At 68.6% G+C, this 23251-nt stretch carries 22 protein-coding genes; 8 read left to right on the top strand and 14 right to left on the bottom strand.

The genetic code is table 11. The annotated features are described in order from the left end of the window. Positions 1–40 precede the first annotated feature (40 nt). Positions 41–1606 carry an ABC transporter substrate-binding protein gene (locus AACG61_RS06930; RefSeq protein ID WP_411839269.1) on the bottom strand — a complete coding sequence of 522 codons (1566 nt, stop codon included), beginning with the start codon at positions 1604–1606 and terminating at the stop codon, positions 41–43. 42 nt (positions 1607–1648) lie between these two features. Continuing rightward, a complete protein-coding gene (locus AACG61_RS06925; RefSeq protein ID WP_411839268.1) occupies positions 1649–3196 on the bottom strand; it encodes a M81 family metallopeptidase in 1548 nt (515 codons plus the stop codon). A gap of 78 nt (positions 3197–3274) precedes the next feature. Between AACG61_RS06925 and AACG61_RS06920 the strand changes: the two genes are divergently transcribed. Both AACG61_RS06920 and AACG61_RS06915 read left to right on the top strand, forming a co-directional pair. After that, complete coding sequence (locus tag AACG61_RS06920) at positions 3275–4078, top strand: IclR family transcriptional regulator (RefSeq protein ID WP_411839267.1); 804 nt, start codon at positions 3275–3277, stop codon at positions 4076–4078. Positions 4079–4199: 121 nt separating this feature from the next. Beyond that, complete coding sequence (locus AACG61_RS06915; RefSeq protein WP_411839266.1) at positions 4200–4379, top strand: hypothetical protein; 180 nt, start codon at positions 4200–4202, stop codon at positions 4377–4379. A 76-nt stretch (positions 4380–4455) separates the two neighbouring features. Here the strand turns inward: AACG61_RS06915 and AACG61_RS06910 are convergent, their stop codons facing one another. Continuing rightward, positions 4456–5301 carry a hypothetical protein gene (locus AACG61_RS06910; protein WP_411839265.1) on the bottom strand — a complete coding sequence of 282 codons (846 nt, stop codon included), beginning with the start codon at positions 5299–5301 and terminating at the stop codon, positions 4456–4458. A gap of 52 nt (positions 5302–5353) precedes the next feature. Here AACG61_RS06910 and AACG61_RS06905 point away from each other — a divergent pair, with 52 nt between their 5' ends. The 6 genes from AACG61_RS06905 (at position 5354) to AACG61_RS06880 (ending at position 7831) form a co-directional block, all read left to right on the top strand. Further along, positions 5354–5521, top strand: a complete 168-nt coding sequence (locus AACG61_RS06905) for a hypothetical protein (RefSeq protein ID WP_411839264.1) — start codon at positions 5354–5356, stop codon at positions 5519–5521. Positions 5522–5523: 2 nt separating this feature from the next. After that, a complete protein-coding gene (locus tag AACG61_RS06900; protein WP_411839263.1) occupies positions 5524–5664 on the top strand; it encodes a hypothetical protein in 141 nt (46 codons plus the stop codon). A 23-nt stretch (positions 5665–5687) separates the two neighbouring features. Further along, positions 5688–5939: a DNA-binding protein gene (locus AACG61_RS06895; protein ID WP_411839262.1), complete on the top strand. Its 252-nt coding sequence runs from the start codon at positions 5688–5690 to the stop codon at positions 5937–5939. Continuing rightward, complete coding sequence (locus AACG61_RS06890) at positions 5909–6220, top strand: hypothetical protein (protein WP_411839261.1); 312 nt, start codon at positions 5909–5911, stop codon at positions 6218–6220. Before AACG61_RS06895 ends, AACG61_RS06890 begins: the two co-directional genes overlap by 31 nt. A 171-nt stretch (positions 6221–6391) precedes the next feature. Then, positions 6392–6967 carry a tyrosine-type recombinase/integrase gene (locus AACG61_RS06885; RefSeq protein ID WP_411839260.1) on the top strand — a complete coding sequence of 192 codons (576 nt, stop codon included), beginning with the start codon at positions 6392–6394 and terminating at the stop codon, positions 6965–6967. A gap of 282 nt (positions 6968–7249) precedes the next feature. After that, complete coding sequence (locus AACG61_RS06880; protein WP_411839259.1) at positions 7250–7831, top strand: hypothetical protein; 582 nt, start codon at positions 7250–7252, stop codon at positions 7829–7831. Positions 7832–7897: 66 nt separating this feature from the next. Here the strand turns inward: AACG61_RS06880 and AACG61_RS06875 are convergent, their stop codons facing one another. The 11 genes from AACG61_RS06875 to AACG61_RS06825 all read right to left on the bottom strand — a co-directional run bounded on the left by AACG61_RS06875 (position 7898) and on the right by AACG61_RS06825 (position 23242). Next, a complete protein-coding gene (locus AACG61_RS06875; RefSeq protein ID WP_411839258.1) occupies positions 7898–8323 on the bottom strand; it encodes a hypothetical protein in 426 nt (141 codons plus the stop codon). A 17-nt stretch (positions 8324–8340) separates the two neighbouring features. Further along, positions 8341–8973 carry an N-acetylmuramoyl-L-alanine amidase gene (locus AACG61_RS06870; protein ID WP_411839257.1) on the bottom strand — a complete coding sequence of 211 codons (633 nt, stop codon included), beginning with the start codon at positions 8971–8973 and terminating at the stop codon, positions 8341–8343. Between the two features lie 77 nt (positions 8974–9050). Next, the gene (locus tag AACG61_RS06865) at positions 9051–9419 is read right to left on the bottom strand and encodes a hypothetical protein (RefSeq protein WP_411839256.1); all 369 of its coding nucleotides are present in this window, start codon (positions 9417–9419) and stop codon (positions 9051–9053) included. Positions 9420–9471: 52 nt separating this feature from the next. Then, the gene (locus AACG61_RS06860; protein ID WP_411839255.1) at positions 9472–9834 is read right to left on the bottom strand and encodes a hypothetical protein; all 363 of its coding nucleotides are present in this window, start codon (positions 9832–9834) and stop codon (positions 9472–9474) included. Then, positions 9831–14780, bottom strand: coding sequence for a cellulase family glycosylhydrolase (locus tag AACG61_RS06855; protein ID WP_411839254.1), 4950 nt, complete (start codon positions 14778–14780; stop codon positions 9831–9833). The genes AACG61_RS06860 and AACG61_RS06855 overlap by 4 nt, the downstream gene beginning before the upstream one ends. After that, positions 14780–17248: a hypothetical protein gene (locus tag AACG61_RS06850; protein ID WP_411839253.1), complete on the bottom strand. Its 2469-nt coding sequence runs from the start codon at positions 17246–17248 to the stop codon at positions 14780–14782. Before AACG61_RS06850 ends, AACG61_RS06855 begins: the two co-directional genes overlap by 1 nt. A 10-nt stretch (positions 17249–17258) precedes the next feature. Beyond that, complete coding sequence (locus AACG61_RS06845; RefSeq protein WP_411839252.1) at positions 17259–19346, bottom strand: hypothetical protein; 2088 nt, start codon at positions 19344–19346, stop codon at positions 17259–17261. Then, positions 19346–19720, bottom strand: coding sequence for a DUF6950 family protein (locus tag AACG61_RS06840; RefSeq protein ID WP_411839251.1), 375 nt, complete (start codon positions 19718–19720; stop codon positions 19346–19348). Before AACG61_RS06840 ends, AACG61_RS06845 begins: the two co-directional genes overlap by 1 nt. Further along, on the bottom strand, positions 19705–20277 hold the full coding sequence (locus AACG61_RS06835; RefSeq protein WP_411839250.1) for a hypothetical protein: 573 nt from the start codon (positions 20275–20277) through the stop codon (positions 19705–19707). The genes AACG61_RS06840 and AACG61_RS06835 overlap by 16 nt, the downstream gene beginning before the upstream one ends. Beyond that, positions 20274–20948: a hypothetical protein gene (locus AACG61_RS06830; RefSeq protein WP_411839249.1), complete on the bottom strand. Its 675-nt coding sequence runs from the start codon at positions 20946–20948 to the stop codon at positions 20274–20276. Before AACG61_RS06830 ends, AACG61_RS06835 begins: the two co-directional genes overlap by 4 nt. Continuing rightward, the gene (locus AACG61_RS06825; RefSeq protein ID WP_411839248.1) at positions 20948–23242 is read right to left on the bottom strand and encodes a hypothetical protein; all 2295 of its coding nucleotides are present in this window, start codon (positions 23240–23242) and stop codon (positions 20948–20950) included. Before AACG61_RS06825 ends, AACG61_RS06830 begins: the two co-directional genes overlap by 1 nt. Between the last annotated feature and the right edge of the window lie 9 nt (positions 23243–23251).

Here is a 23251-nt window from a genome sequence, read left to right as displayed (position 1 = left end):
TTCAGGGGGGTGGGGGCGGCGGGACCGCCCCCGGCATGGCTCACTCGGACTTCTGCAGGCCCCAGAAGACCGGCACGGGGCTGTCGATCATCTCGGTGATGGTGGTCCGGCGCGCCTGCGGCAGGGTGTACTGGCCCAAGGGGATCAGCAGGCCGTTCTCCAGCGCATGGGCCTGGATCTTCTCGGCCACGGCCTTCTGGGCGGCGGCGTCGGGGGCGTCGATGAACTCCTCCTTCAGCGCCTCGATGGTCTCGTCGGTGGGCCAGCCGAACCAGGCGTCGTCGCCCCGCCCGTTCAGCATCGGGTTCGAGATCGGGTTCGAGATCTCGGGCACCATCCAGTTGGTGATGAAGATGTTCCAGCCGCCCTCGGCGGGCGCGCCCTGGCTGGCGCGGCGCGTGACCAGCGTCTGCCAGTCCATCGGCTGCATGTCGACGGTGAAGCCCGCATCGCGCAGCGCCTGCGACACGACCACGGGCTGGGTCACCAGCGCCACGAGGTCGGTCGGCGCCATGATGACCACGGGCGTGCCGTCATAGCCCGCCTGCTCCAGCAGCGCGCGCGCCTCCTCGGTGCCGCCGCCCTGGGTCAGGGTCTCGGCGCCGGCCTCGCTCTCCAGGGGCGTGCCGCAGCCCAGGACCGCGCCGCAGACCTGGTAGTATTCGGGGTTGCCGACCATCGCGGCCAGGACCGGCTCCTGCGTGACGGCCTTCAGCGCGGCCTGCCGGACCTGCGGGTTGTCGAAGGGCGGGTGCAGGAAGTTCATCCGCGTCATGGTCTGCATGCCGGTCGGCTCGCGCTTTTCGACGACGATGTTCGGATCGCCCTCCAGCAGCGGGATCAGGTCGACCTGCATCGCCTCGATATAGTCGATCTCGCCGCCCGACAGGGCGTTCACGGCGGTCTGCACGTCGGGCATGTTGACCCATTCGACGCGGTCCACGTTCACGACCTTGCCGCCCGCCATCCAGTCGGCAGGCTCGTCGCGCGGGACGTATTCGTCGAACTTCTCATAGACGACGTTCAGGCCGGGCTGGAACTCGGCCTCGACGAAGCGGAACGGCCCCGAACCGGTGTAATCCGTGATCGCCTCGTCGGCCGAGGTCTCGGCCACGCGGGCGGGCATGATGAAGGGCGGCAGGGCCGACTGCTTGGACAGCACGTCCAGCATCGGCACGAAGGGCTCGGTCAGGGTCCAGGTGATGGTCTTGTCGTCGGTGGCCTCCAGGCTCGCGGTGCGGTCCATGATGACCTGCCCGCCGGCATCCTTCTGGGCCCACCGGTTCAGTGAGGCGACCGCATCGGCCGCCGTCACCGGCGCGCCGTCATGGAAGGTCAGCCCGTCGCGCAGGGTGAAGGTATAGGTCAGCTGGTCGTCCGACACGGTCCAGTCGGCCATCTGCGGCTGCGGCTGGAACTGGCTGTCCTGCGCGATCAGCACGTCATAGATCATGTAGGCGTGGTTGCGGGTGATGTGCGCGGTGGTGATCACCGGGTCCAGCACGCGCAGGCCCGAATGCATCACGGCCTTGATCGTGGTTTCGGCCCAGGCCGCGCCGGTCAGCATGGTCGAGGCCAGAAGCCCCGCGGAGATGGTCTTGAACATGGCATCCTCTCTGTTGGTCGGGTTGCGCGGCCGATCTTGGCGTCAGCCTTGCGCGGATGGGGTGAAGGGCGCGCCCCCCGGCTCCAGCCGGAGGCCGGGGGACAGGTGACGGAAGGGCAGCGCCGCCGGGCTGACGGGCATCGGCCCCGGCGCGGCGCAGGTCAGGATCGCCGCCGCGATGGGCGCGAAATCGGCGCGGAAATGGTTCGAGCTTTTCACGACCAGGATGGCCTGATCCTCGGGGGTGATGCCCAGGAAGCGGAACATCTCCCGGTCGGCCATCTGCGCCTTCTCCGACGCCACGGCCACGCGCACCCCGCCGATGCGCAGGCAGGCCGCCGGCCCAAGCGTCAGATGCGCACCGCCGTAATAGGGACCCGTGGCGTGGCAGGCGCCATCCGACAGATGCTCGACCGTGAAGCGGCCCTCGAAGGGCGCGTCGCCGGGCGTGCCGGACCGCCCGCCCAAGGCCAGCGCAAGGGTGGCGCCCTGCCCCGCCGCATGGGCCGCGCGGGCGGCCTCGGGGTCCCAGATCAGCCCGATGGCCGCGTCCTGCGCATCCGCCGCGACCAGCGCGCGCAGAATCCCGGTCGTGTCGGAATCGCCCCCCGCGCCGGGATTGTCCTGCGTATCGACCAGGATCACCGGCCCGCCCGGATGGCGCATGGCGCGGGCGACCGCCTCGGCCGGGTCCAGGCATTCGCCCCGGAACCCGTCCTCGGCCCCGCGCAGGGCCTGGGCCAGGCCGTCCGCCAGCGCATCGGCCTCGGCCTGCGTGTCGGCATAGGCCAGCACCGACGGGCGGCAATCGGCAAAGTCGGCGGCCGGAAAGCCCATGAACAGCGACAGGCAGGCGCCCTTGTCATCGCCCGCAGCCACCTGCGCATAAAGGTCGCGCGCGGGCTGCCGGTCGGTCGCCTGCCAGGCGATGGGGATCAGGTAATCTCCCTGCCGGAAGGCCCGCGCCGGGCGCGCGCCCGCCATCAGCCGGTCCAGCCATTCGGCGGCGCGCCGCCCGGTCTCGGCCATGTCCACATGCGGATAGGTGCGGAACCCCACCATCAGGTCGGCGCTCTCGACCATCAGCGGGCTGATGTTGCCGTGCAGGTCCAGCGCCGCAACCACCGGCACGTCCGGCCCCACCACCGCCCGCACCCGCGCCAGCAGCGCGCCCTCGCCATCCGGCGCGCCCTCGGCCACCATTGCCCCGTGCAGGTCCAGGAACACCCCGTCCAGCGGCCCGGCCGCGCGCAGGCCGCGCAGGATCTCCTCGGTGATCGCGGCAAAGCAGTCGGCCGTGACCGGCGCGGAGGGCACCGCCCCCGCCCAGACCAGCGGCAGCAGGTCCCAGCCCTGCGCCCGCGCATGCTCGATCGCGCCGGCCACCGGCAGGTTCACCCCCGGCGCACGCGCCAGGATCTCCGCCCCCCGGCTGAGCGGCAGATAGCCGCCGCCCTGTTGGAAGGCCGCATGATCGGCGGGGCTGGGGGCAAAGGAATTGCTCTCATGCAGGAAGCCCGCCAGCGCGACGCGGAAGGGCCGCCGATCGGGGCGGTCGTCAGAGGTCGCAGCAGGGTCGGTCCGTCGCAATGTATTGCCATCCGATACAGTTGCATTGTATCACGAGTGTATTGAGCCAAAATCGATCCTGTCAACGCCGGAGACTGCATGGCGCGCAATTTTCACTCCGCCCCCGCAGCCGAGGACGAACCCGGCCCGACCGATGCCCTGTTCGTGCAGTCGCTTGCCCGCGGAATGAGCGTGCTGGAGGCGTTCCGCGGCGCCGAGGGGCCGCTGTCCCTGGCCCAGATCGCCGCGCGCAGCGGCATGACCCGCAGCGCCGCGCAGCGTCTGGTCCACACACTGCGCAGGCTGGGCTATCTGATCCAGGCCGAGGACGGGCGCGGCTTCCGCCCGCATCTGCCGATCCTGGACCTGACGCATGACTTCATGCGCCTGAACCCGCTGGTGCGGCGCGCGAACCCGATCCTGCTGGAGCTGCGCCGCAGCGTGCGCGAAAGGGTGGACCTGTCGCTGTTCGACGGTCAGCGCATGGTCTATGTCACCCGCATGCAGAGCAAGCGCGAGACGTTCTTTGCCACACTGGTGGGCAAGAGTGTCCCGGTGACGGGCAGTTCGGGGGGCTGGGCCGTGCTGGCCATGCTGCCCCCGGCCGAGGCCGACGCGATCCTGGCGCAGGCCCCGCTGCACCCCGTGACGCCCCGCACGCTGACCGACCCCGACGCGATCCGCGCGCAGCTGGCCCTGGTGCGCGGGACCGGCCACGCGCTGGCGCTGGAGCAGATGCTGATGGGCGAGGTCGCGCTTGGCGTGGCCATTCCCGACGCGTCGGGCCGTCCGGTGGGCGCGATCCACATTGTCGCCTCGCTGTCGGAATGGGAGCCCGAGGAGTTCCGCCGCCGCGTGGCCCCCCTGGCCGCCGAAGCGGTGCGCAGCATCACCGCCGCCTGACGTGCGGTAGAGAGCCACCCGACCCACGATGGCGACTGCTGCCGGTTCGCGTCCGGCGCGCGGAAACAACGGCACTGAACGAAGCCATGGCAGCATCGCGCGGCAACCCAGGGGAACTCCGATGACCGACCTGATCCGGAAGGCGATCACCGAGCATTACGGCCCGCGCTGCCGGACGGCCGACACGGACGATTTTCCCGAGCTGGCCGGCGGGACGGATCGGTGTCCGGCAGGTCTGGCGTTGGAGCAGTTCGACGCCCAGGTCGCGGCGGCGCGATCGGCCGCGGCAGGGACGGCATAGACGCGGCGTGCATCATCATGAGGCATGGGCCGCGCATCGGCCATGACGGGCGCGGATCGCGACATCGACGTGTCCGTCACCGGATCATGTCGGGAAGGGGAATGCATGCCACCGATGCCTGAGAGCGGATGGTCCATCGGCACGCCACAAGGATCAGGATCAGACCCACCGCCACCGCCGAAACAGCGGCACGCCTGGCGCGATCATGGACAGCCGGACATCCGCTTCCGACAGGGATTGCATAAGCCATCAAGGCCGAGTTCGTGACAGGAGAACGGCGCGGACGAACTGCACGATCGCACTGCGGGGCAAGGTCGTCCAGCAATCTGTGAGACGTTTTTAGACAGTGGCAGTTCGACTGACCGTGCATCAGATTCGCGTAGTGACGCGCCAACCTGGACCCCATGATCGCATAGGCGCTGCTGTGATGGTGGATATCGCCCTCGGCGCGCTGCAGGTCGTAGAGGTCGATCCCTAGCGTGGCATAGACCGTCGCGGCGATTGCGTTGAGATAGGCGACCCGGGCCACGTTCGCCCCCGGGTCCAGGTTCCGCGCATCGTGGCTGCCGATCATGTTCGCCACGAACTGCATTGCAGGATAGGTCGCGCGGATGTGCGCCCAGACCGCGCGGATCGTGGCGACCATCTGGGGCACGGTCAGGGATCCTCCCTGCAACGCGTCCGCATCGCTCTCGCCCTGTGTCCAGAAGCAGACGCCGGGAACTGGCGCGCCGCCGGACACCGCCGCCGCGATGTTTGCCATGAACGTGTCCAGAGCCGGACCCGGCGCATTGGCCGCGGCGTCCCACCAGTAGTTGGTGGCGCCCGACGGCACGGACCTGCGGTCGATCGCGGTGCCCCCCGTCGCGCCGTTGATCCAGCGGATCGACCGCTCCAGCGGCGTGTTGATCCAGTTGCGCATCGCCCAGGAGACCTACGCGCCCCCCTCGCCAAGATCGCACAGGAGAACCCCCATGACTGACCTCATCCAAGAAGCCATCACGGCCCACTTCGGCCCGCGCTGCGAGACGAAGGACACCGACGACATGCCCGAGCTGGCCGGTCAGACGACGGGCCGGTGCCCGGCATGTCTGGCGTGGGAGCAGTTCGACGGGCTGGTGGCGGCGGCACAGGAGAGCTAGCGGTGAGCGCCGTCGCCCGCACGGCCTCGGTGGCCGCCGCCGGATGGCTGGGACTGATCCTCTACATCTGGCTTTGGGACACGCATTCCGACTTCGCCGCTGGATGGGCCTGGGGAACGACAATCGCCGCGCTGCTGGTGTAGCGCGACCGGATCGCACAGGAGGAATGATGGGACGACCCACCTTGGAATCCGTGCCGCGCCTCCTGCCCGCGCCTGACGCTGCCCGCTACATCGGGATCAGCGGGAACTACCTGCGGACCTTGGGTCTGCTTCGGCGCGTGCTGGGAAAGTGCCGCCTCCATGAACGATATGACCTTGATGCGTTCGTAAGCTCCATGGAGATCGAAGGCGGAGACGTCGACACGCTGGAAAAGGACATCGGGGAATGCGGCAAGCTGTTTGGGGCGGGAAGCTGAACGGCATCCGCCGACAGAAGCGAGGCGACCGGATCGTGCGCTATGACCGGGCAACGGGTATCCGCCTGCCAGACCTGCCGGAGACGCATCCGGAGTTCGTGGCGGCTTGGGCTCTGGCCGAGGCGGGCGAGACACCGATGGAGAAGGCACAGCGGAAGGCCCCGCTGATCCAAGGCCAGATTGACCACGCCGTGCGCGATCTGCTGAACAGCGCTTGGTTCCGCGGCAAATTCTCGACCTATCAGGGGATGATGCGCCGCCACGCCGAGGACATCGCGTAGAAATACGGGCCGGGCAAGCTGCGCGGCCTCACGGCGAAATACATCGAGATCGACCTGAACAAGCTGGACCCTAACCCGGTCAACGATCGGTATAAGGTCTGGCGAGCGCTGCTCACTCACGCCAAGCTGCACCCGAACCCTGCCCTCGCGGTCAAGCGCCAGGCCGTCCGCGTGATCGGGTTCGTGGCATGGGACAGCGACGAGATCGCCACCTTCCGGGCGCGCTGGCCCGTCGGCACCCCTGCCCGGGCCGCGTGCGAGCTTCCATACTGGACCGCGGCGCGCACCAACGACGCCGTGATGATCGGGCCCGGCAACATCGGGCCGGACGGGATCCTGACGTTCCTACAGTCCAAGACGGGCGGCCGAGCTTATGTGCCATGGCCGAACCCCCTGCCGGAGTTTGCCGAGGGATGCGCCGACGAGCGCGAGGCGGTTAAGGCGGCGAGCACCGGGACCGGTCAGACGTTCCTGGCCGTGGCCAGCAGGCCACGCAGCGTGAAGGGGCTTGGCAATTTGATAGCAGACTACGCGCGCGCGGCAGGAATCAAGGACCGGTCGGCGCACGGGCTGAGGAAAGCCCTACTCACCGCCATCGCCGAGGCTGGCGGAACGTCTCACGCGATCATGGCATGGGGCGGGCACTCGTCTCTGTCGGAGGTCGAACACTACACCAAGGCTGTGCAAGTGCGGCGGCACGTAGGCAGAGAACGAGGCAGGAACGTTGTTTCACCCCAGCGCGGATGATACAGTCTGCGCTGGAACGCCAAGTAATTGCTAGGAATTTTGTAGACAGTGGCAGCCCGTAGGGGTCTGCAATAGTTATTTTTCATCAATATTTTACATTGGAAAACTGCTTACATCCCCACCTCACGCTTACAATGGCTTACAGGGGCCATTGTAAACCGAGTAGCCCGCTCGAACTCATTCAAAAATGCCGTCGCAGTCCACCCTCAGGCTTGATGAAGTCGCGAAAGTTCGGGAATGTCCTGCAAACTTTGGTCGGTTTATTTGATGAGGTGGTGAACAATGGCAAAGCTGATTCCTTGCAAGGCCTGCAAGCATATGATTTCGAAATCAGCGAAGACCTGCCCCAACTGTGGGCAATCCCAGACAAGTTTAGGAAAAAGCATTAAGGGCTTGGCAGGCTTGTTTATTGTCGGCCTGATAGTATTTGCAGCCATTTCTGGCGGTGAGGACACCCCCAACCAGCAGGAAGCCGGCGTAACGCCTGATCAGCAACCGATGTCGGATGAGGATGCAGCGAAAAAAGCTGCCCTTTCCGACGACGCAGACACCGTAACCACAGAAGATTGTCAGAACGACATCCAGTGCTGGGGAGAGCGAGCGATAGCTGCAGGCAGCTACGATTGCACCGAGCAAGTCGAACGGCATGCGCGCCACGACTTGGAGTGGACAGACGGCTGGCTTGAAGGAAAATTCAGTCATTTCCGATGGGTTGATCAAAACACTGGAACGATCACACTGATAGGCGACAAGATCATGTTCCAAAACGGCTTTGGCGCGTTTACGAATATGATCTACGAATGCGACTGGAACCAGACCACGGAAACACTGGTCGATGTGCGAGTTCGGGAAGGGCGAATTTAACGGTTCTGGTCCTTCATTTAGTCAGCCCGACCGGGGCGGCTGCAGCGCAGCCGTCCCGTTCATTCGTCATTTCTTCGACGGAGGCGGGGTCGTGGTCCGCAGCATCAGGGGAACGCCCGACGCCTTCCGCAGCCGCTCGCCAAACGCCTTGCCCGCCTCGAAGGCGCTCTTGCCGTCCTCGATCGTGCGCACCAGCTCGCGCTCCTTCGCCGGGCTGGTGGTGTAGGGCCGAGCCAGCCCGCCGCGCTGGTGGGCCACGATCAGCGCGCAGATCGGTGCGACCGCCAGCATGAAGCCGTGGATGCCCTCCGCCGTGGCCCCGGTCAGCGGGCCGAGGATCGCGGCCAGGCCGGTGGCGATGGGCTCGGCCGTGCCGTCGCTGACGCTGCCCGCGATCACGTCGATCAGCGTCAGGATCGCCGGGACGATGCCCAGCCAGAAGGACCGCGTGCGGCCGATGAAGATGGGGGCGATGGTCTTGATGCTGTCCATGGTCAGGCTCCTGATGATCAGAGGGTTTGCAGTTCGGCGCGCACCATCGCGCGCAGGCGGTCGCCGACCTCGATCGGGTCGGCGGGGGCGGCCATGCCCGGCAGCCAGGTGATGTCCCATTTCCAGCGCTGGACGATGCCGAAGGTCGGCTGGATCTCGGCATGGGTCAGGACCGACCACCGGGTGACCGGGATGTCGTAGAGGCGGCAGAGGCGCGCCGCCTCGCGCGCGAAGGCGCAGACTTGGGCGGGGGTGATGGGCGCGGTGCCGAGCTGGAAGGGCCGCTCGACCGCTCCGGCCATGGCGCAGATTGCCAGCCCGATCGCGCCGCCATTAGCGTTGAGGGTGTGGCTGCGCAGGGCGCCGGGCAGCGCCGGCCAGACCGGCGCGCCATCGCCCGGGATCAGGCCGTGATAGGCGCGCAGGTCGGTCGGATTCGGCACATGGCCGCCGCCGGTCCAGTGCCCGTGGATGCGGGTGATGCCGCTCGGGTGCTGGAAGGGCAGCCGCCGGGCGCGCTGCGCGGCGGTGGCGGCTTCGAAGGCGGCGCGGGTGCGGCGGCCGTCGAGGCCGTCGATCGGGCCGGGCCAGAAGCCCAGGGCGGCGCAGCGCGCCTGGCGGGCGCGGATCGCGCTCATCTTCGCGGTCATGGGTTCTCCAGACATGAAAAAGCCCCGCTTGATGACGGGGCATGGGATGGGAAAGCTAAGGCGATGCAGTCAGGCCGTTACGGGCTCGCCCTGCCGCTGCTGATCTCGCGCAACAGCTCCAGCGTCTCGCGCTGCCCGGACTTCAGCTCCTCGATCGACCGGCTCAGCGCCTCGAACCGCTCGCTGTTGCGGGCGTCCGAGATCTCCAGCTGCTGGATCGAGCGCCGGTGCGCGACCAGATCCGCGCGGATGTCGGTCAGCTGCTTCTCATGGCTGATACGCAGCTCCTGGGTGGCCTGCTGCGCCTGCAGCTCGATCCGCCGCGTCTCCCGCTGACCCTCCAGCATGCCCGCCTGCAGCGTGGCATAGGCCAGCGTCACCGTCACCAAGGTCGCGCCGATCGACAGCACGTTCCCCCAGGTGACCCCTCCTTCAATTCTCGCCATGTCTATTCCCTTGTCCGAATAATCGCTGATACCGAAAGACCGGTGCCTTCTCTCATTTGTAGCGGCGACCGATGCCGACAGCGCCGATTGTCGCCAGCAGCGCCAAGGCCGCCGCGACGGCCGCACCGCGGTTGCGCCACGCTCCTGCCGCGGCGACGGCACCGCAGGCCACCGCAGCCGCATCCACAAGGCCGTCAGCGATGCCGCCACCGAACCAGAGGAGCTGCGCCCCTTCCCAGAGCGCGGCATAGCCGGCCGCGACGATGGTCGCACCGCGCCATGCCCCCGCTCGCCAGCCGATCAGGGCCGTCAGGATCAGCCCGATCGCGAAATGCCCCAGCAGCGCGGCGCCCCAGGTGTAGGCGTCAGGCTGCGCGTCCGGGCTGCGCAGCATTTCGATAATCAGTTCGATCATGAGAGGATGATCCCGTGCTTGGAGGCGGCATACGCGCTCGCGTCGGCCAAGGCCTGCGCGGCGTTCGGATGGGCTCGCACGACGCCGAAGATGTCGCCGATCTTGCCGTTGAAGCTGACGAATGAGTCGGTGCCCTGGCCCAGGTTCTGCAGCCGGAAGTCTGGGAAGGCGTGGGTGAAGGCGCGGCGCTGGACGCCGTTCTCGAACAGCGCACCAGCCGTCGCGTCCATCCGCATGCGATAGAGTGATTTCGCCGTGCCGTAGACGAAGCGAGGCGACAGGGTGACGGTCGTGGTGGTGGTGCCGACATAGCGCCGCACGCCCAGCACAGTGCCGGTGGCGTTGGTGTCGAAGCGGATGTCCGACCGCGGGTCGTCGCCAGCCTTGCCGAACAGGCGCATGTTGTGGGTCCAGTCGGTCTGCATGATCCAGCAGAAATCGACACCCACGATGTCGGCGGGGTTCGCCAGCTGCGCGAACGGGCCGCCCGTCCCCTGGAACTGCAGCGCGCCGCCGACGATAGCGAGCGAGCCGCCGACGATCGAGGCATTGAAGGCCGCGCCCGCCGCGCCGATGTTCTGCAGCGCCGTGACGCGGCCGTCCACGTCCAGGGTCGCATCCTCGGTCGAGAGGTATATCTGGATCGCCCCGCTGTCGAAGTGCTGTTTCAGCGGATGCACGGCCTCGCCGGTCGCGGCCTCGGCCGGGCCGACGCCGGCCGGGTTCTCGGCCGTGCCGCTCCAGGCCAGCGCGCCGATCCGCGGCGGGGTGAACGTGAAGGGCGCCCCATTGCTCCGCGACGCCACGACCTCGCCATCGAACAGCAGTTGCCCGGCCCGCGTGATCGGCAGCGATCCGGTATAGGTCGCGGGCGTGATGGTCCGCTCGACGCCCCATGCCGCAATGGCAGGCTCGATCCTGGCCTCGGCGGTCTTGGTCAGCGCCACATAACCCGCGCTGGCTTCGGCCGTGTGCGGCCCGCTGGTGAACGTCTCTCCGGTCACGGGGCGGGTGTTGCTGCCGGTGTCCGACAGCAGCAGGATGCCATCATCTGTCGGCGTGAACTGGCCGCCTACCACGTCATCCAGCACATCGACCCCGTTGAAGGTCAGCGCGCGGGTCGACGTGATCGTGCCATCGCCAGCATAGACCGCCCAGGTGACGGTGATCGGCTGCCCGACAACCACATCGGCGGGCGACAGGCTCGGCGCGGTGACGAGGCTGACGCCCGCGAAGGGCGCCAGAACCTGTGCGGTGGACGTGCTGACCGGCGCGCTGCCATATGCGTTGGTCGCGCTTTCGATCAGCTCCAGATCGCCCGCGGCGGTGCTGGTGTAGACGCCATCGACCACATCGGCCGTCACGTCCACGCCGTCCAGCGTCAGGCTCCATTCCGCGTCGATGGGCGCGGTTCCGGCATAGGTGGACAGCGTGATGGTGAACGCCGCCCCCACGTCGCCGGTCAGCGGTGCGATCTGACCGAAGGTCACGCGCGACGGCGGCGCGGGCGGCGCGGGCGGGAACTGCGTGCGCAGGAACTGGTAGGCCACATTGCGCGCGGCGATCTCGTTGGGATGCCCGACGACAATCCCCAGCACGTCTCCAAACTGACCTTGGAAGTTGCCCAATCCGCCTACCCCGCTGCCGATCTGACGGATGGGGAAGGTCAGAACGGACGTGTCGCGCAGGTATTCGGAGACCAGCACGCTGTCCACATAGAGGCGGATGAGATCGGCCGACATGACCAGCTCGAAGATCGCAATGTCGTTTGGCATGTCGAACTCGGGCAGGATCGCAGCCGTTCCGGTTTCATCGCCCGGCTCGACCTTCTGGATGATGGCCGTGCCTTTTCCCGCCTCGGAGGCGATGGCGATGGTGGTCACAAGATCCACGAAAGGCTCACCGTCCAGGCCGAACACCTGCGTGAAATCGGTCGGTATCGTGGTCGGGTTCATGGCCCAGATCAGGCGCGCGCCGACCAGATCGGCCACGTTGTCGGTGGCGATCACGCTGGACCCATCCCCCGGCAGCAGGACGCCGTTGCCCGAGACGGTCAGGGGCGCGCCGGTCACAGCAGCGTTGAAGACCGCGCCAGCCGCGCCCGCGTTCGCGATGCCCGTCACCTTGCCCTCGCCGTCCAGCTGGAAGCCCGCCGCGGTGTGGTGGATCAGGACGGCGCCGGATGCGTAATAGCCGCTCAAGTCGTCCGTGATCTCGAACGCCGTCACGACCTCCGTGTGCGGGCCGCTCTGGCTGGCAGCGCCCGTGAACGGGTTGGTGTTGCGGGCGATCTCGCTCAGCGTCAGCGTGCCGGGCGCCGAAGGGGTGAACTGCCCATCGACCACATTGCCCAGCACGTTCACGCCGTTGAAGGTCAGCGTGCGCGTCTTGGTGATCGGCGCGTCGCCGGTATAGCTGCCCCAAGTGACGGTGATCGGAAAGCCGACCTCGACCTCGGAGGGCGACAGCGACGGCTGCTCGACCATCTCGACCGGCACGAAGGCCGGAACCACGTTGGCGGTTGCGGTATAGAGGGGCGTTTGGCCGTAGGGATTGCTGGCGTCCTCGATCAGATGCAGGACGCCCAGCCTGGACGGGGTGAAGGTGCCATCCACGACCTGATCCGTGACCTCATCGCCGTCCAGCATCAGCACCCAAGTGCGGATGATAGGCTCGGTGCCGCCGAAGGTGGATCGCCGGATGGTGAACGTGGTCCCGACCGGGCCGCTGGCCGGAAGGATCGCGCCCGGCACGCCGATGCTGGGTGGCCGGTTGACGATGACCTCCTCGCCGCCGGATCCAAGGATCGTGCCGTCGCGCAGCCGCGCGGCCAAGGGCCGACCGGCACGGTCCATTGCCATCAGCGGGCGGCCTTCGCGGTCGAACATCCAGGCGCCGTCTCCGCCCGCCGCGGGCGGGATGATCGGGATCGGGTTCGTGAACTCGGCCTCGGTGTAATCCACCGGCTCGACCCAGCCCGGCGCATACCAGCCGTCCGTCAGATCGAGGTTCCAGGTATGCAGCCGCGACGCCAGCGCCCCCGCGTCCAGCATCAGCACCTCGCCGCCACCGGGCAGCGTGAGGATGATGTCGCGGTTCTTGATCTGGGCGTTGTTCTCGACCACGCGCATCGCGGCGCGCATCTGCTGAACGCTCTGGAAAGCGCCCTTGAACGACAGCCGGTCACCCCGATCCGGGTTGAAGCCGTAGATGTGCGTGACCGCGCCGGGGTCGCAGATCACGCGGTTGTCCCAGCCATAGGGCAGGCCGATGGTCGCGTGCGGCCGGGCCTTGGAATAGCCGTTGAAGGGCGGGGGTGCAGGCAGGCGGGGGCTGGCCGTGTAGATGATGGCCGGGCCGCCCTGTGACATGACGACATGGCTGCCGTTCCCAAGGCGCACGACCCCGCCGCCGCGGCCGAGGTGGAAGTGGTTGCGCTGATAGAAGTCGACCATCTGGTGGTGGATCACGGTCTTCCCGTCGCCGCCCAGCACCTGCAGCATCACGGCGCCGTTCAGGTCGGCGCAGGAATGATAGGTCGTGCCGGTGCCGCCATAGCTCAGATACCAGCCGGCAAGGCTCTCCGCGACCTGCGCGCCCGGCAGAGGCGGCTGGACGAGGTTCAGCAGATGCCAGCCGTCGATCTCGAACTGAGACGGGTCCATGCTGTTGAACGGGCGCAGCTCGTTTCGCTCCCAGCCCTTCACGCCGCTCTGCGCACCGTCGAACCACTCCGGGTGGTTGTCCAGCGACCAATGCTGGATCGCCTCGGCCGTCGAGAAGCGACGCGCCATCACGGGCAGGTTCGTGTCCAGCGCGATCCGGGTGGCCGATGCCTGCGCCCAGTTGGCGGCAGGCCACCACGACACGCCCCATTTGCGCTTGCTGGGCCAGCCCGCCACCTTGTCCGTCAGCCAGTTCAGATGGCGCGACCGGAAATAGTGGCGATAGTCGTTCCCCTGCCGCGCCGGATCATGGCAGCGCCCGAAGATGTTAGTCTCGGTCACGCAGACCGGATCGCCGCCCAGCACGCCCCACCGGACGCTCAGCGCGCGGTCATGCCCCGCCTGCGTCGCGGTGCGTGTGTCGAAGCCGGTGTAGAAGTGGATCGACCAGATCAGCCGGTCCAGCCCCACGGCCTGCCGGATGGCGTCAAGGCCGGTGATCCCGCCACGGTCGGGCAGCCGCGTCGAGGCCAGCGTGTTCGCGTCGCCGTTATAGGCCCAGGTCGGTGCCAGGATGAACTTGCTGGGGTCATTCGCGCGGATGACCTGCGCGATCGCCTCGATATGGTCCACGAAGCGCCCGACGAAATAGGCGGTGCGGCCCGGATAGAGGCCGTTGCCGTGGAAATAGGCGGCGGGCTCGTTCATGATCTCGTAGCCGATGGTCTGCTCCCACAGCCAGGGGCGATCCTCCAGCCACTCGAACAGCATGTTCCAGGTCTCGATCTGCCGGTGCCCCAGATAGATCGACCCCTCCTGCCATTGCTCGAAGTTCTCGACGGCGGGATAGCTGTTCGGCCATTGCGCCCGGCGGCGCGGGTCCTGCAGCACCTGGGTCGGGCCGTCATGGAAGTCCCAGCAGATCCAGAAGTCGGACTTGTCGGCGGCGCATTCCGCGTAGAACTCCTCCATCTGCGGGTGCATCTGCAGCTTTCCAGCCTCGTCGCGCGTCCAATAGTGCTTGTTGAACGGCGCGCGGATCGTGCGCAGCTTGGGGAACGAATTGCGCAGGCCCTGGCAGAACAGCGCGGGGCTGCGGCTCATGCCCCAGTAGATCTGCTGCATCTCACCGTGCCACAGGTTCTCCAGCACCTCGCCAGCGGCGATGCGCGCCTGCTGTTCCTCGTTCGGCTGGCCCCAGATCTGCGGGCCGATCATCTGCAGAGGCAGGCCCGCGACATAGAGCAGCGATTGGGCGTTCAGGTTCGTCGGCGCGGGCATCAGGCGTGTCCCATCTGAATGTTGGTCAGGCGGGTGGCCGAAGCGGTCCCGCCGTTGCTCACGAAGGCGAACAGTTCCGGCGCCCCTCCCACGAGGTTCGCGGCCACGTCGCCCGTCAGGTCGATGCTGATGACGACGCTGCCGCCGACCAGAACCTCGACGATATTGCCGCCTGCCGGGCGCCGGATTTCGGCGGCGATCGGGAAGCCCCAGTTCTGCGAGAAGGTCGCCAGGACGCGACGGGTGACGCCGTTGTTCTCGATGTAGTGCAAGGTCACGCCGTTGCGCCGGAAGTGGGCGCGGATCGCGTTGGGGCCGACGCTGTTGATGCCGAGCGCGATGCCGTCCAGTTGCGCCGGATGGGCAACGGCGTCGAGGCTCAGGATGCTGGCCCGCATGAACTGGCCGGTCGTGAAATAGTCGCGATAGCGCGCCCGCACCGACTCGTTGCTGTGCGACAAATCAACATCACCATCCAGCAGGCGGAAGCCCTTAGACGTGATGTTGATGTCGGTCAGGCTCTGCCATTTGGTCGGGCGAACGGTCAGCAGCAGGCCGGTGCCGCTCAGATCGGCGGTGATGTCGCTGGCGCTGACGGTGACGCCCCGGTCGATGTCGCCGTCGCCGCCATCCACGAAGTTGCGGTGCCGGATCGTGACGTTGTGCGGGCCGGGGGCCAGGCCGTCCAGCAGATAGGTGCCGACAGTCGCGGCGGGCAGGCCGATCCACGGGCCTTCCTCGCCGCCCACGCGCCGGTCGATGCCGATGATCGCAGGCGTCTCGTCGGGAACGCTGCGGATGATGACGGCCAGCGACTGGCCGTTGCGGGCGTCATAGACGTCCCAGGATGCGGACAGCGGCACGTCGGGAGCATCAGGCACTGGCATCTGCACCCAGGTGTCGTTCTTGCCCATGAAGGCCTGGGGGCTATCCCAGCAGCGCCATTGCAGCGTCGTGTCCATGGGTATCGCGGCGGGCCGCACGGGCAGATCGGGGCCGATCTGATTCAGCGCACCGCCGCCCAGAAGAGCCTGCGCCTGCAGCAGTGCCACCTTGGCCGCCTCGGCCGCCAGGTCGGCCTGATTGGCCTTGGTGCCCAAGGCCGTCGTAAGCGTGTCCACACTCGTCTGGCGCGCGATCTCCAGCCATGCGCCCCAGACCCCCGCCTTTCGCAGGCGCTCGAAGCGACGGCCGGATGCGTCCAGCCAGACATGGCGCAGCCCGTCCACGACCTGCTCGACCTGCACGTCCCCGGTATGGGGCGAGGTCAGCGCGGCCGGGGCATTGCCGACGGCGATGTCGGCAAAGCTGTAGCTGCCCGGCACCTGCGTCCAGCTGGTGCTGTTCCGCTCGCCCGAGGTGCTGGCAGACGTGATCGTCACCAGCTTGCGGGAAACGGACGCCAGCCCACCCTCCAGCTCCTCGCCCTGCACATCGCCCGAAAGGACGCGCAGTTCGTTGCCGATGCGCTTCAGCGTGTAGGGGCTTCCGGGGATGATCTTTCCGGCTGGCCACGGGTTGCCGTTTCGCCTGCGCAGGCCGCGCCCGTTCACCGTGGGGTTCTGGCCCGGGTTGGTGGCCGGAAAGCTGACGCTGACCTCGCCGTTCAGCGGGATGTCGGTCATGGCGACCGAGGCGAAGATGGCCTCGATGTCGGCGGTGTAGGCATTGCCGGTCAGGCTGACGTTGACCAAGGTGATCGCGCCCTGGCGCAGCGCGGCGCGCTGGAAGCCGTCCGCGTCGGCGCGGGCCGACGCCTCGAGGGCCGTTGCCGTCGCAGCCTCATTGCGGGCCGCGGTCAGCTGGTCCGAAGTCGTCGAGGACAAGGCACGAAAGTTCGAACCCGCACGACGGAATAGCATGCTGACCCCGGGCCGCATGAAGCCGGCCGGCAGAGCGGTCCCGGCCTCGGTCTGCAGGGTCCGGGCGACGTCACCGGCGATCTGCAGCGTGGCCGGGCCGGTGTTCGCCGCGACGGGGATCACCTCGACGATGGTGGATCCGTCGACCGTCACGCCCAGGGCCTGGGCCGCATCGGCGAAGCTGGCGGTGATCGCGTTCGCTGTGCCGCCGATGCCGGTCAAGCTGAAGACCCCGGCATTGCGCAGCGCGTTGCGGATATCGGACAGCTGGAACGCGCGGCCCCACCACGCGCCGGTCGCATCCTGCTGATGGGTCGCCGTGACCGGATCGGGCGCGATCGTCAGCGCCTGCCAGATCGCCACGTTGGTGGCGGATCGGAAGATCACCGTGCCGGTGCCCGTCGGGAAGGTCGTGCCCGAGAAGTCGCTGTTGGCCGTGCTGGCGACCCGCCGGGTCTGGATATCCGCCAAGAGCGCGGCCAGTTGCGGATCGATCCCGTTGATGGCGGCGATCAGCTCGGTCAGGAGCTGCACGATCCACGCCTTCTGCGGCGGGGTGTTGCCCACCCAGACTTGGCCCGGGGTGCGGGTCGGATTGACTGCCATGATGTGATCCTCAGAGGGTGCCGATGTTCAGGGGGTCCGCGGTGACGCCCGAGCCGTTGCCCGAGCGCAGCCAGTAGGTCGTGGGCGCGGGCGCGCCGGTCAGGCGCACCGTGACGGTGCTGGACTGGTCGCGGACCCACCTGACGAAGGTCGCATCCGCGAAGGGCGCGCCGCGCCAGATGCCGGTCTGGGCGTAGTTCGCGCCCAGGTCCGGGCGGAAGGCGATGGTGATCGTGTCGCCCGAGCGCGTCGCCTCGACCAGCTCGGGCTGGGCGGGGGGCGTGCCGTTGGCGATGACCACGATCCCCGGCAGCGTCGTCCAGGGCGAGAACTTGGTCGGATCGCCGGGGCCGAACAGGCCGAAGGCGACGGCGGCCGCGTTGATGCCGCCCAGGATGCGCGCCGCGCGGATGTCGTAGGTCGCACCATCCGCGAGGCCCGGCGTCCGGAAGTAGCCGGTGCCCTGGTTCACGGTCAGCGAGACCCATTCGCCCCCGGATCGGCGGAACTGCACCACGGCCAGATAGCCCGCGATCGGCGCCACCGTCCCGGAGATGTAGGCCGGCGGCGCGCCCGCATCCGTCTCGACGGCGACGCCGGTGATCACCGGGGCCAAGATCGGCGCGCGGCCGTTGACGGACAGCGCCGGTGCGGCCGGCTTGCCGCCCTCCTGGGCCGCCGTCCAGGCATAGGCCGCGGCCTCGTCGCTCTCCAGCTCGACCTTCACCACCCCGTCGCCCGCGTTCAGGTCCAGCGACAGGGCCACGATCCGCATCGGCACCATGTCCAGACCCCGGTCGGGGCGATGCAGGATCACCCGCTCCACGCCCAGAAGGCGCAGGCCCCAGAAGCGCAGCGAGACGGCGGCGGTCACCCGCGGGTTCTCGCGCGCGGCGGCGATCTTGGTCAGGGCGCGGGCCTGACCGTGATGCTGGACGGTCAGGAGCGACAGCTCGCGCGGCTTCGGCTCGCCGAAGCGGGCGATGGCGCGGGCGTCCTCCCACGGATCGGCCGTGGTCTCGGTATAGTCGAGCGACGGCTCGACATATTCCGGGACCAGCGTGGTGACGCGGTCCAGCTTGGACCGGCCGGGCCCGCAGTCGAGGCTGACGATCTTGCTGTCGTCGATGACGATGGTGGGCGCGCGCCACTTGGCGACGCGGACGCCGACCAGCCCGGCCTGGGTCAGGTGCAGGGCGCCACCCACCCCCTCCAGGATGCGCCCGGCCACGTCCTTCTGCGGCTCGGCCAGCTGATGGCTGCCGCCCCCGGCATAGCGGGGCCGCGTGCCGCCCACGGTGGGCAGATCGTCGGTGCAGTCGCCGATGGCGGTCAACCAGGAGGCGAGGTCGAACTCGGCCAGCGGCACGGTCCCCGATCCGGCGTCGCTGAGATAGTGCAGCAGGTGCCGGATCGGGTTGACGGTGAAGCTCTCGGCCCCGGTCGCGGGCTCGAAGCAGGGCGTGCCGCGGATCACGGCGGTGATCTCGGGCGGGCGGCCGCCGGGATAGACGTCGTTCACGTCCTCGGGCGGGACGGCCTTGAACTCGCCCAGGACGGTCGCCACGCCGTCCAGCCGGTGCGCGGCGGTCCAGCGCATCGGGAACATGGCGCGCAGCGTGTCCCAGGCTCCGCCCTCGGCCTCCGCGCCGCGCCCCGTGCGCACGCGCAGCCGGACGCGGTTCCTCCAGGGCGCGGTCTGCACCCAGCCCTCGGCATCCACCCCCACGGGCTTGCCGTCCAGATACCATTGGTCGACCCCGGTGATGCCGCCGGTGGAGACCGCCAGCAGCACGCAGGCGATGTTGCCGCTGCTGTATGTGGGGCTGAAGATGCCGTCGCTGATGTCGATCCGGGGGTCACCCCGGTAGAAGTCCGCGAACATGAGCACGCCGCCCACCCGGACCCGCCCGAAATGCTGCACCCGGTCGGCGGCGCCCGCGCGGATCTGCGTCTGCAGGTCGCGCGGCTTCGGCCCCTTGGGCTGGTTCAGCTTGGCGCTGAGCGCGCTGACGCCGAGGTTGATGGCGGTGCCGATCAGGAACTTGCCCACGGCGGTCTTCGCGAAGGCCAGGATGACCGGTATCGCCTGCGGCATTATCTACCCCATGAAACAATCGCGCGCGTGGGACATTCGCCCAGGCCCCGCGGGGTGCGGAACGCCCATCGGCGCCCGGTCCAGATGGCCGCGACCTCGCGGCCGCGGATGTCGATGATGCCCACGTCGCCGCGCCGGGGCGCGTCGGTGACGCGCAGGGGCGGCATCCAGGGCGCGATGGCGTGGCTGAGCCCCGCCGCGATCAGCCGCTCGGCCCCGGCCTCGTCGTCGTACATCCCCCGAAAGGCCGCGGCCGGGTCGTGGCGGAACTGCAGGACGCACCAGTCGGCGACCCAGATCGTGCAGTCGCTGACGCCCCAGACCCACGGCAGCGCGGCGCCCGCCGTCAGGTAGCGGTCTACTGCGTCAGCCATCCGGTGAACTCGGCCCCGCTGATCTCGTATTGCGCGGTGTATTCGCAGCCCCTGTCCCCGCCCGAACGCATGCGCTGGTCGCGGTCGGTGTAGCGGCCCAGGAGCGTGGCGTTGCGGTCCTGAAACGGCCCCTCGGCCGTGATGCTGAAATAGTCGGCGTCGGCGGTCTCGATCCGGCGGATGTCCGAGATCCGGCCCCGGTGGATGTGGATCGCGGGGCCGACAGCCTCGCCGTCGATGAACAGCACCAGGCGCTGATGGATCACCGCGTCGCGCCATTCGGCCTCGTCGGTCATGTGGGCCAGGGACAGCTCGGCGCTGACCATGCCGAAGCGGTACTGCGCCGGGTGCGCGTCCATGACCCCCGAGGCGCGGATGCCCGAGGCCTGGATCACCCCGTGCGCCGCCAGCCAGGTCCGCGTGCCGTCCGACCAGGGCGTGCTGCCCTCGATCATCCGCACGGTGCCCGAGGCGAAGCCCACCTCGAAGGTCCGCCGGGCCTCGATCCGGTCGCGGTTGGCGTCGAGGAAGGCGATCTGCGCGGTCGTGAAGCTCATCGGTCGAAATCCTCGACGAAGCTCAGCGTGACCGGCTCGCCCCAGGACAGCAGGTCGCGGGCGCGCTCGCCCTCCCGGTCGGTGGCGAACTTGACGCGGACCATGATCGGATCGGTCTCCAGCAGCGTGTTGTCGGGGATCGCCTCGCGCAGCGGCGGCTCGATCTTGACCCAGCCCCCGGCATTGCGGCGCACCACGCGGTAGAGGAACCCGTTCACCGTGAAGAGATCGCCCACGCGGAAGGCGGGGCGGGTCGGATCGGTCAGCCCGACGGTCAGCTGCGAGGCGCCGGCGGCGGCCGCTCCGACCGTGCGCATCGGCTGCTGGCCCTCGCCGGTCATCGCGCCGGTGCCGTCGGTGTGCCACGTCCCGTCGCTGTGCGGGATCTGCAGGGGCGATACGGTCCGGTCATAGGCATAGGCGTCGTAGAGCGGGATCAGCGCCGTGTTCAGCCGCCCGCGCATCTCCGAGACCAGCGCCTCGAAGCGGCGCAGGCGGTCGGCATCGGGATCCACGATCAGCGCGAAGGTCAGCCGCCACCGGCCGGTGCCGCTGTCGATGATCTGCTCGTGCCCCGAGAGGCCCATCCCCGCGCTGCGGCTGGTCCAATCGATGAAGTAGCGGCTCATGGACAGGCGGAACTGCTCGGCCGGCCATTCGATCACGGCCATCACATCCGCTCCCGTTCGTATTGGCTGATGTTCGAGACGCGCCCCGGCAGCTCGTTCTGCGAGAACCGCTCGATCCGCACATCCGCGGCGCGCCCCGCGCCCTCCATGATCCGGGCGTCGATGTCGTCGGACAGCTGCAGCCGGATCACCGTCTGGCCATCACCGGACTGGGCAGCCATGCGCTTGGAGATGTCGTGCGGGATGACCCGCGTGCCGCCGGGCAGATCGAGGATCTCGCCGCCGCGTTCGTTCAGCCGCGCCAGCCCCGCCGGAGAAAAAGGCGTGCCGCGGGCGAAGGAGGGAACCAGAAGGCTTCCAAGCCCGGAGGCAACGGCGCCCATCCCCGGCAGGCCAAGGGCGCCGTTGATGAACTGGACCTGCGCGATCTGCTTGATCAGGCTCAGCACCGCCTGCTTGGCGGACTCCGACCCCTCGAGGATCGAACCGAAGAAATCGCCGAGCGCGTTGCGGCCAATGGTGAAGGCATCGGTCATGCGCGTGCCCAGATCGGCCATGTCCTGTTCCGCGCGAGGACCTTCCTCGGCGACGCCGAGGCGGAGACCGTCGACCAGATAGCCCCCGATGCGTCGCATGAGCTGGGATGGCGAGCGGGTCTCCGTCTGGTCGCGCAGCCCGTCCTCCGTCTCGGAGCCCAGAAGAACGCCGGCATCATAGGCGGCGCCCGATCCCGCCGCGACGCCCGCGACATAGCCGGCCGCGACATCCCGTCCCGTCTCCTGCACCCGGATACCGGCGGTGCCTCCCGATAGGCCCTGCTGCATCTCTCCTGTGGGCGCAGGCGGGGCCATGACATCGGCGTCCGGCGGCGCGATGGTGCCCTCGCGGCCGCCACCGATGCCCGAGATGCCCTTCCAGTTCTCGTTCACCCACCGCATGGCATCGACCACGGGCCGGATCTTCGTCCAGACGGCGTCGAAGGCATTGCCGATCGCCGTCAGGACCGTGTCCAGCCCAGCCTTCAGCGCGTTCCAGCCCCGCAGGATGGCATCCGTCAGGCCGAGGGCGTCGGTGACCGGCTTGATGCCGTTCTCCCAGGCCCAGGAGAAGACGCCGACGATGCCATCCCAGAGCGTCTGGTAATAGTCGCGCAGCCCCGACCAAGCGGTGCGCAGCCCGTCGACCGCGCGGCTCAGGTCGCCGGTGAAGATGCCGGCCACGAAGTCGCCGAAGCCTCCGAAGATCCTGCGCACACCGTCCCAGAGCCGACCGAACCACGGCCCCACATCGTCCCAGTTGCGATAGATCAGCACCGCCGCCCCGGCCACCGCCGCGACCGCCAGCCCGATCGGGTTGGCCAGAAGTAGCGCCGAGACCCGCGCCAGCGTGCCGCCGACCGAGACCAGCCCCTGGATCATCATCCCCACGCCCGCGAGGAACGGGCCGATCGCCGCGGCGGCCGCCGTGAGGCCGAGGCCCCAGCTCAGCGTCTCGGGGCTGGTCTCGGCCAGGCGCGCCGTGAAGGCGGCCAGCCGACCCGCGCCCTCGATCAGCCCCTCCATCATCGGCATCAGCGCGGTGACCAGCTCCGAGATGGCCGGGGCCAGCCCGATCAGCGCCTGCTGGAACTGCGTGGTCAGCACGCCCGCGACGATCCGGAAGTCCTTCTGCGTGTCGCGCGCGGACCGGATCAGGTCCTCGTCCAGCGCGAGGCCCAGCTCGCGGGCGCGGCGCGCGGTGGCCGCGATCTCGGCGCCGCCGTCGCGGAAGGCCGGGATCAGCGCGGTCGCGTCGCTGGCCATGGCCTCCAGGTAGAAGGTCATCTCGGCCTGGCTGACATTGGCGTCCTCCAGCGCAGTGATGTACTTCGACAGCGCCTGCGACGAGGTCAGCCCCTCGAAGCTCTCGATGGTCAGGCCGACCTTGGGGGCGATGGTCTCGAAGAAGTCGGCCATGGGACCAGCGCCGGTCGCCCGGAAGTCGCCGAGGCGGTCGTTCACGTCCTTCAGGATGTCGGCCAGCTTGTCCTGCTGGATGCCGTAATCCTCGACCGTCAGCGCAGCCTCCTTGAAGTCCTGCACCGACAGGCCCGCCAGATCGGCCTGACGCTGCAGGTCGGCCAGGCTGTTGGCGCTGGCCATGAAGGCCGCGCCCGCCGCCGCCCCGGCCGCGACCAGGGGGGCGGTGACGCGGGTCGAGAGCGCCGCGCCCATGCGCTGCACGTCCTGCCCCAGCCTGCGCATGCCGGTCGCCGCATCGTCCAGCCCCTTGCGGAACCGGGCGTCGTCGAGGCCCATGATGACCCGCAGGCGGCCGACGAGGCGCGATGACGACATGGGGGCTTC

Origin of the sequence: Paracoccus sp. ME4, assembly GCF_046736325.1 — a bacterium.
Lineage (GTDB): Bacteria > Pseudomonadota > Alphaproteobacteria > Rhodobacterales > Rhodobacteraceae > Paracoccus.
Note: the sequence above shows the minus strand (reverse complement) of the source record. Positions and strands in the feature narration are given on the sequence as shown.

What these genes read in the sequence shown, in the direction of transcription:
- AACG61_RS06930 (WP_411839269.1), bottom strand. Translation starts at nt 1,606, where the DNA reads ATGTTCAAGACCATCTCCGCGGGGCTTCTGGCCTCGACCATGCTGACC.
- AACG61_RS06920 (WP_411839267.1), top strand. Translation starts at nt 3,275, where the DNA reads ATGGCGCGCAATTTTCACTCCGCCCCCGCAGCCGAGGACGAACCCGGC.
- AACG61_RS06915 (WP_411839266.1), top strand. Translation starts at nt 4,200, where the DNA reads ATGACCGACCTGATCCGGAAGGCGATCACCGAGCATTACGGCCCGCGC.
- AACG61_RS06910 (WP_411839265.1), bottom strand. Translation starts at nt 5,301, where the DNA reads ATGCGCAACTGGATCAACACGCCGCTGGAGCGGTCGATCCGCTGGATC.
- AACG61_RS06905 (WP_411839264.1), top strand. Translation starts at nt 5,354, where the DNA reads ATGACTGACCTCATCCAAGAAGCCATCACGGCCCACTTCGGCCCGCGC.
- AACG61_RS06895 (WP_411839262.1), top strand. Translation starts at nt 5,688, where the DNA reads ATGATGGGACGACCCACCTTGGAATCCGTGCCGCGCCTCCTGCCCGCG.
- AACG61_RS06890 (WP_411839261.1), top strand. Translation starts at nt 5,909, where the DNA reads ATGCGGCAAGCTGTTTGGGGCGGGAAGCTGAACGGCATCCGCCGACAG.
- AACG61_RS06880 (WP_411839259.1), top strand. Translation starts at nt 7,250, where the DNA reads ATGGCAAAGCTGATTCCTTGCAAGGCCTGCAAGCATATGATTTCGAAA.
- AACG61_RS06875 (WP_411839258.1), bottom strand. Translation starts at nt 8,323, where the DNA reads ATGGACAGCATCAAGACCATCGCCCCCATCTTCATCGGCCGCACGCGG.
- AACG61_RS06870 (WP_411839257.1), bottom strand. Translation starts at nt 8,973, where the DNA reads ATGACCGCGAAGATGAGCGCGATCCGCGCCCGCCAGGCGCGCTGCGCC.
- AACG61_RS06865 (WP_411839256.1), bottom strand. Translation starts at nt 9,419, where the DNA reads ATGGCGAGAATTGAAGGAGGGGTCACCTGGGGGAACGTGCTGTCGATC.
- AACG61_RS06860 (WP_411839255.1), bottom strand. Translation starts at nt 9,834, where the DNA reads ATGATCGAACTGATTATCGAAATGCTGCGCAGCCCGGACGCGCAGCCT.
- AACG61_RS06855 (WP_411839254.1), bottom strand. Translation starts at nt 14,780, where the DNA reads ATGCCCGCGCCGACGAACCTGAACGCCCAATCGCTGCTCTATGTCGCG.
- AACG61_RS06850 (WP_411839253.1), bottom strand. Translation starts at nt 17,248, where the DNA reads ATGGCAGTCAATCCGACCCGCACCCCGGGCCAAGTCTGGGTGGGCAAC.
- AACG61_RS06845 (WP_411839252.1), bottom strand. Translation starts at nt 19,346, where the DNA reads ATGCCGCAGGCGATACCGGTCATCCTGGCCTTCGCGAAGACCGCCGTG.
- AACG61_RS06840 (WP_411839251.1), bottom strand. Translation starts at nt 19,720, where the DNA reads ATGGCTGACGCAGTAGACCGCTACCTGACGGCGGGCGCCGCGCTGCCG.
- AACG61_RS06835 (WP_411839250.1), bottom strand. Translation starts at nt 20,277, where the DNA reads ATGAGCTTCACGACCGCGCAGATCGCCTTCCTCGACGCCAACCGCGAC.
- AACG61_RS06830 (WP_411839249.1), bottom strand. Translation starts at nt 20,948, where the DNA reads ATGGCCGTGATCGAATGGCCGGCCGAGCAGTTCCGCCTGTCCATGAGC.
- AACG61_RS06825 (WP_411839248.1), bottom strand. Translation starts at nt 23,242, where the DNA reads ATGTCGTCATCGCGCCTCGTCGGCCGCCTGCGGGTCATCATGGGCCTC.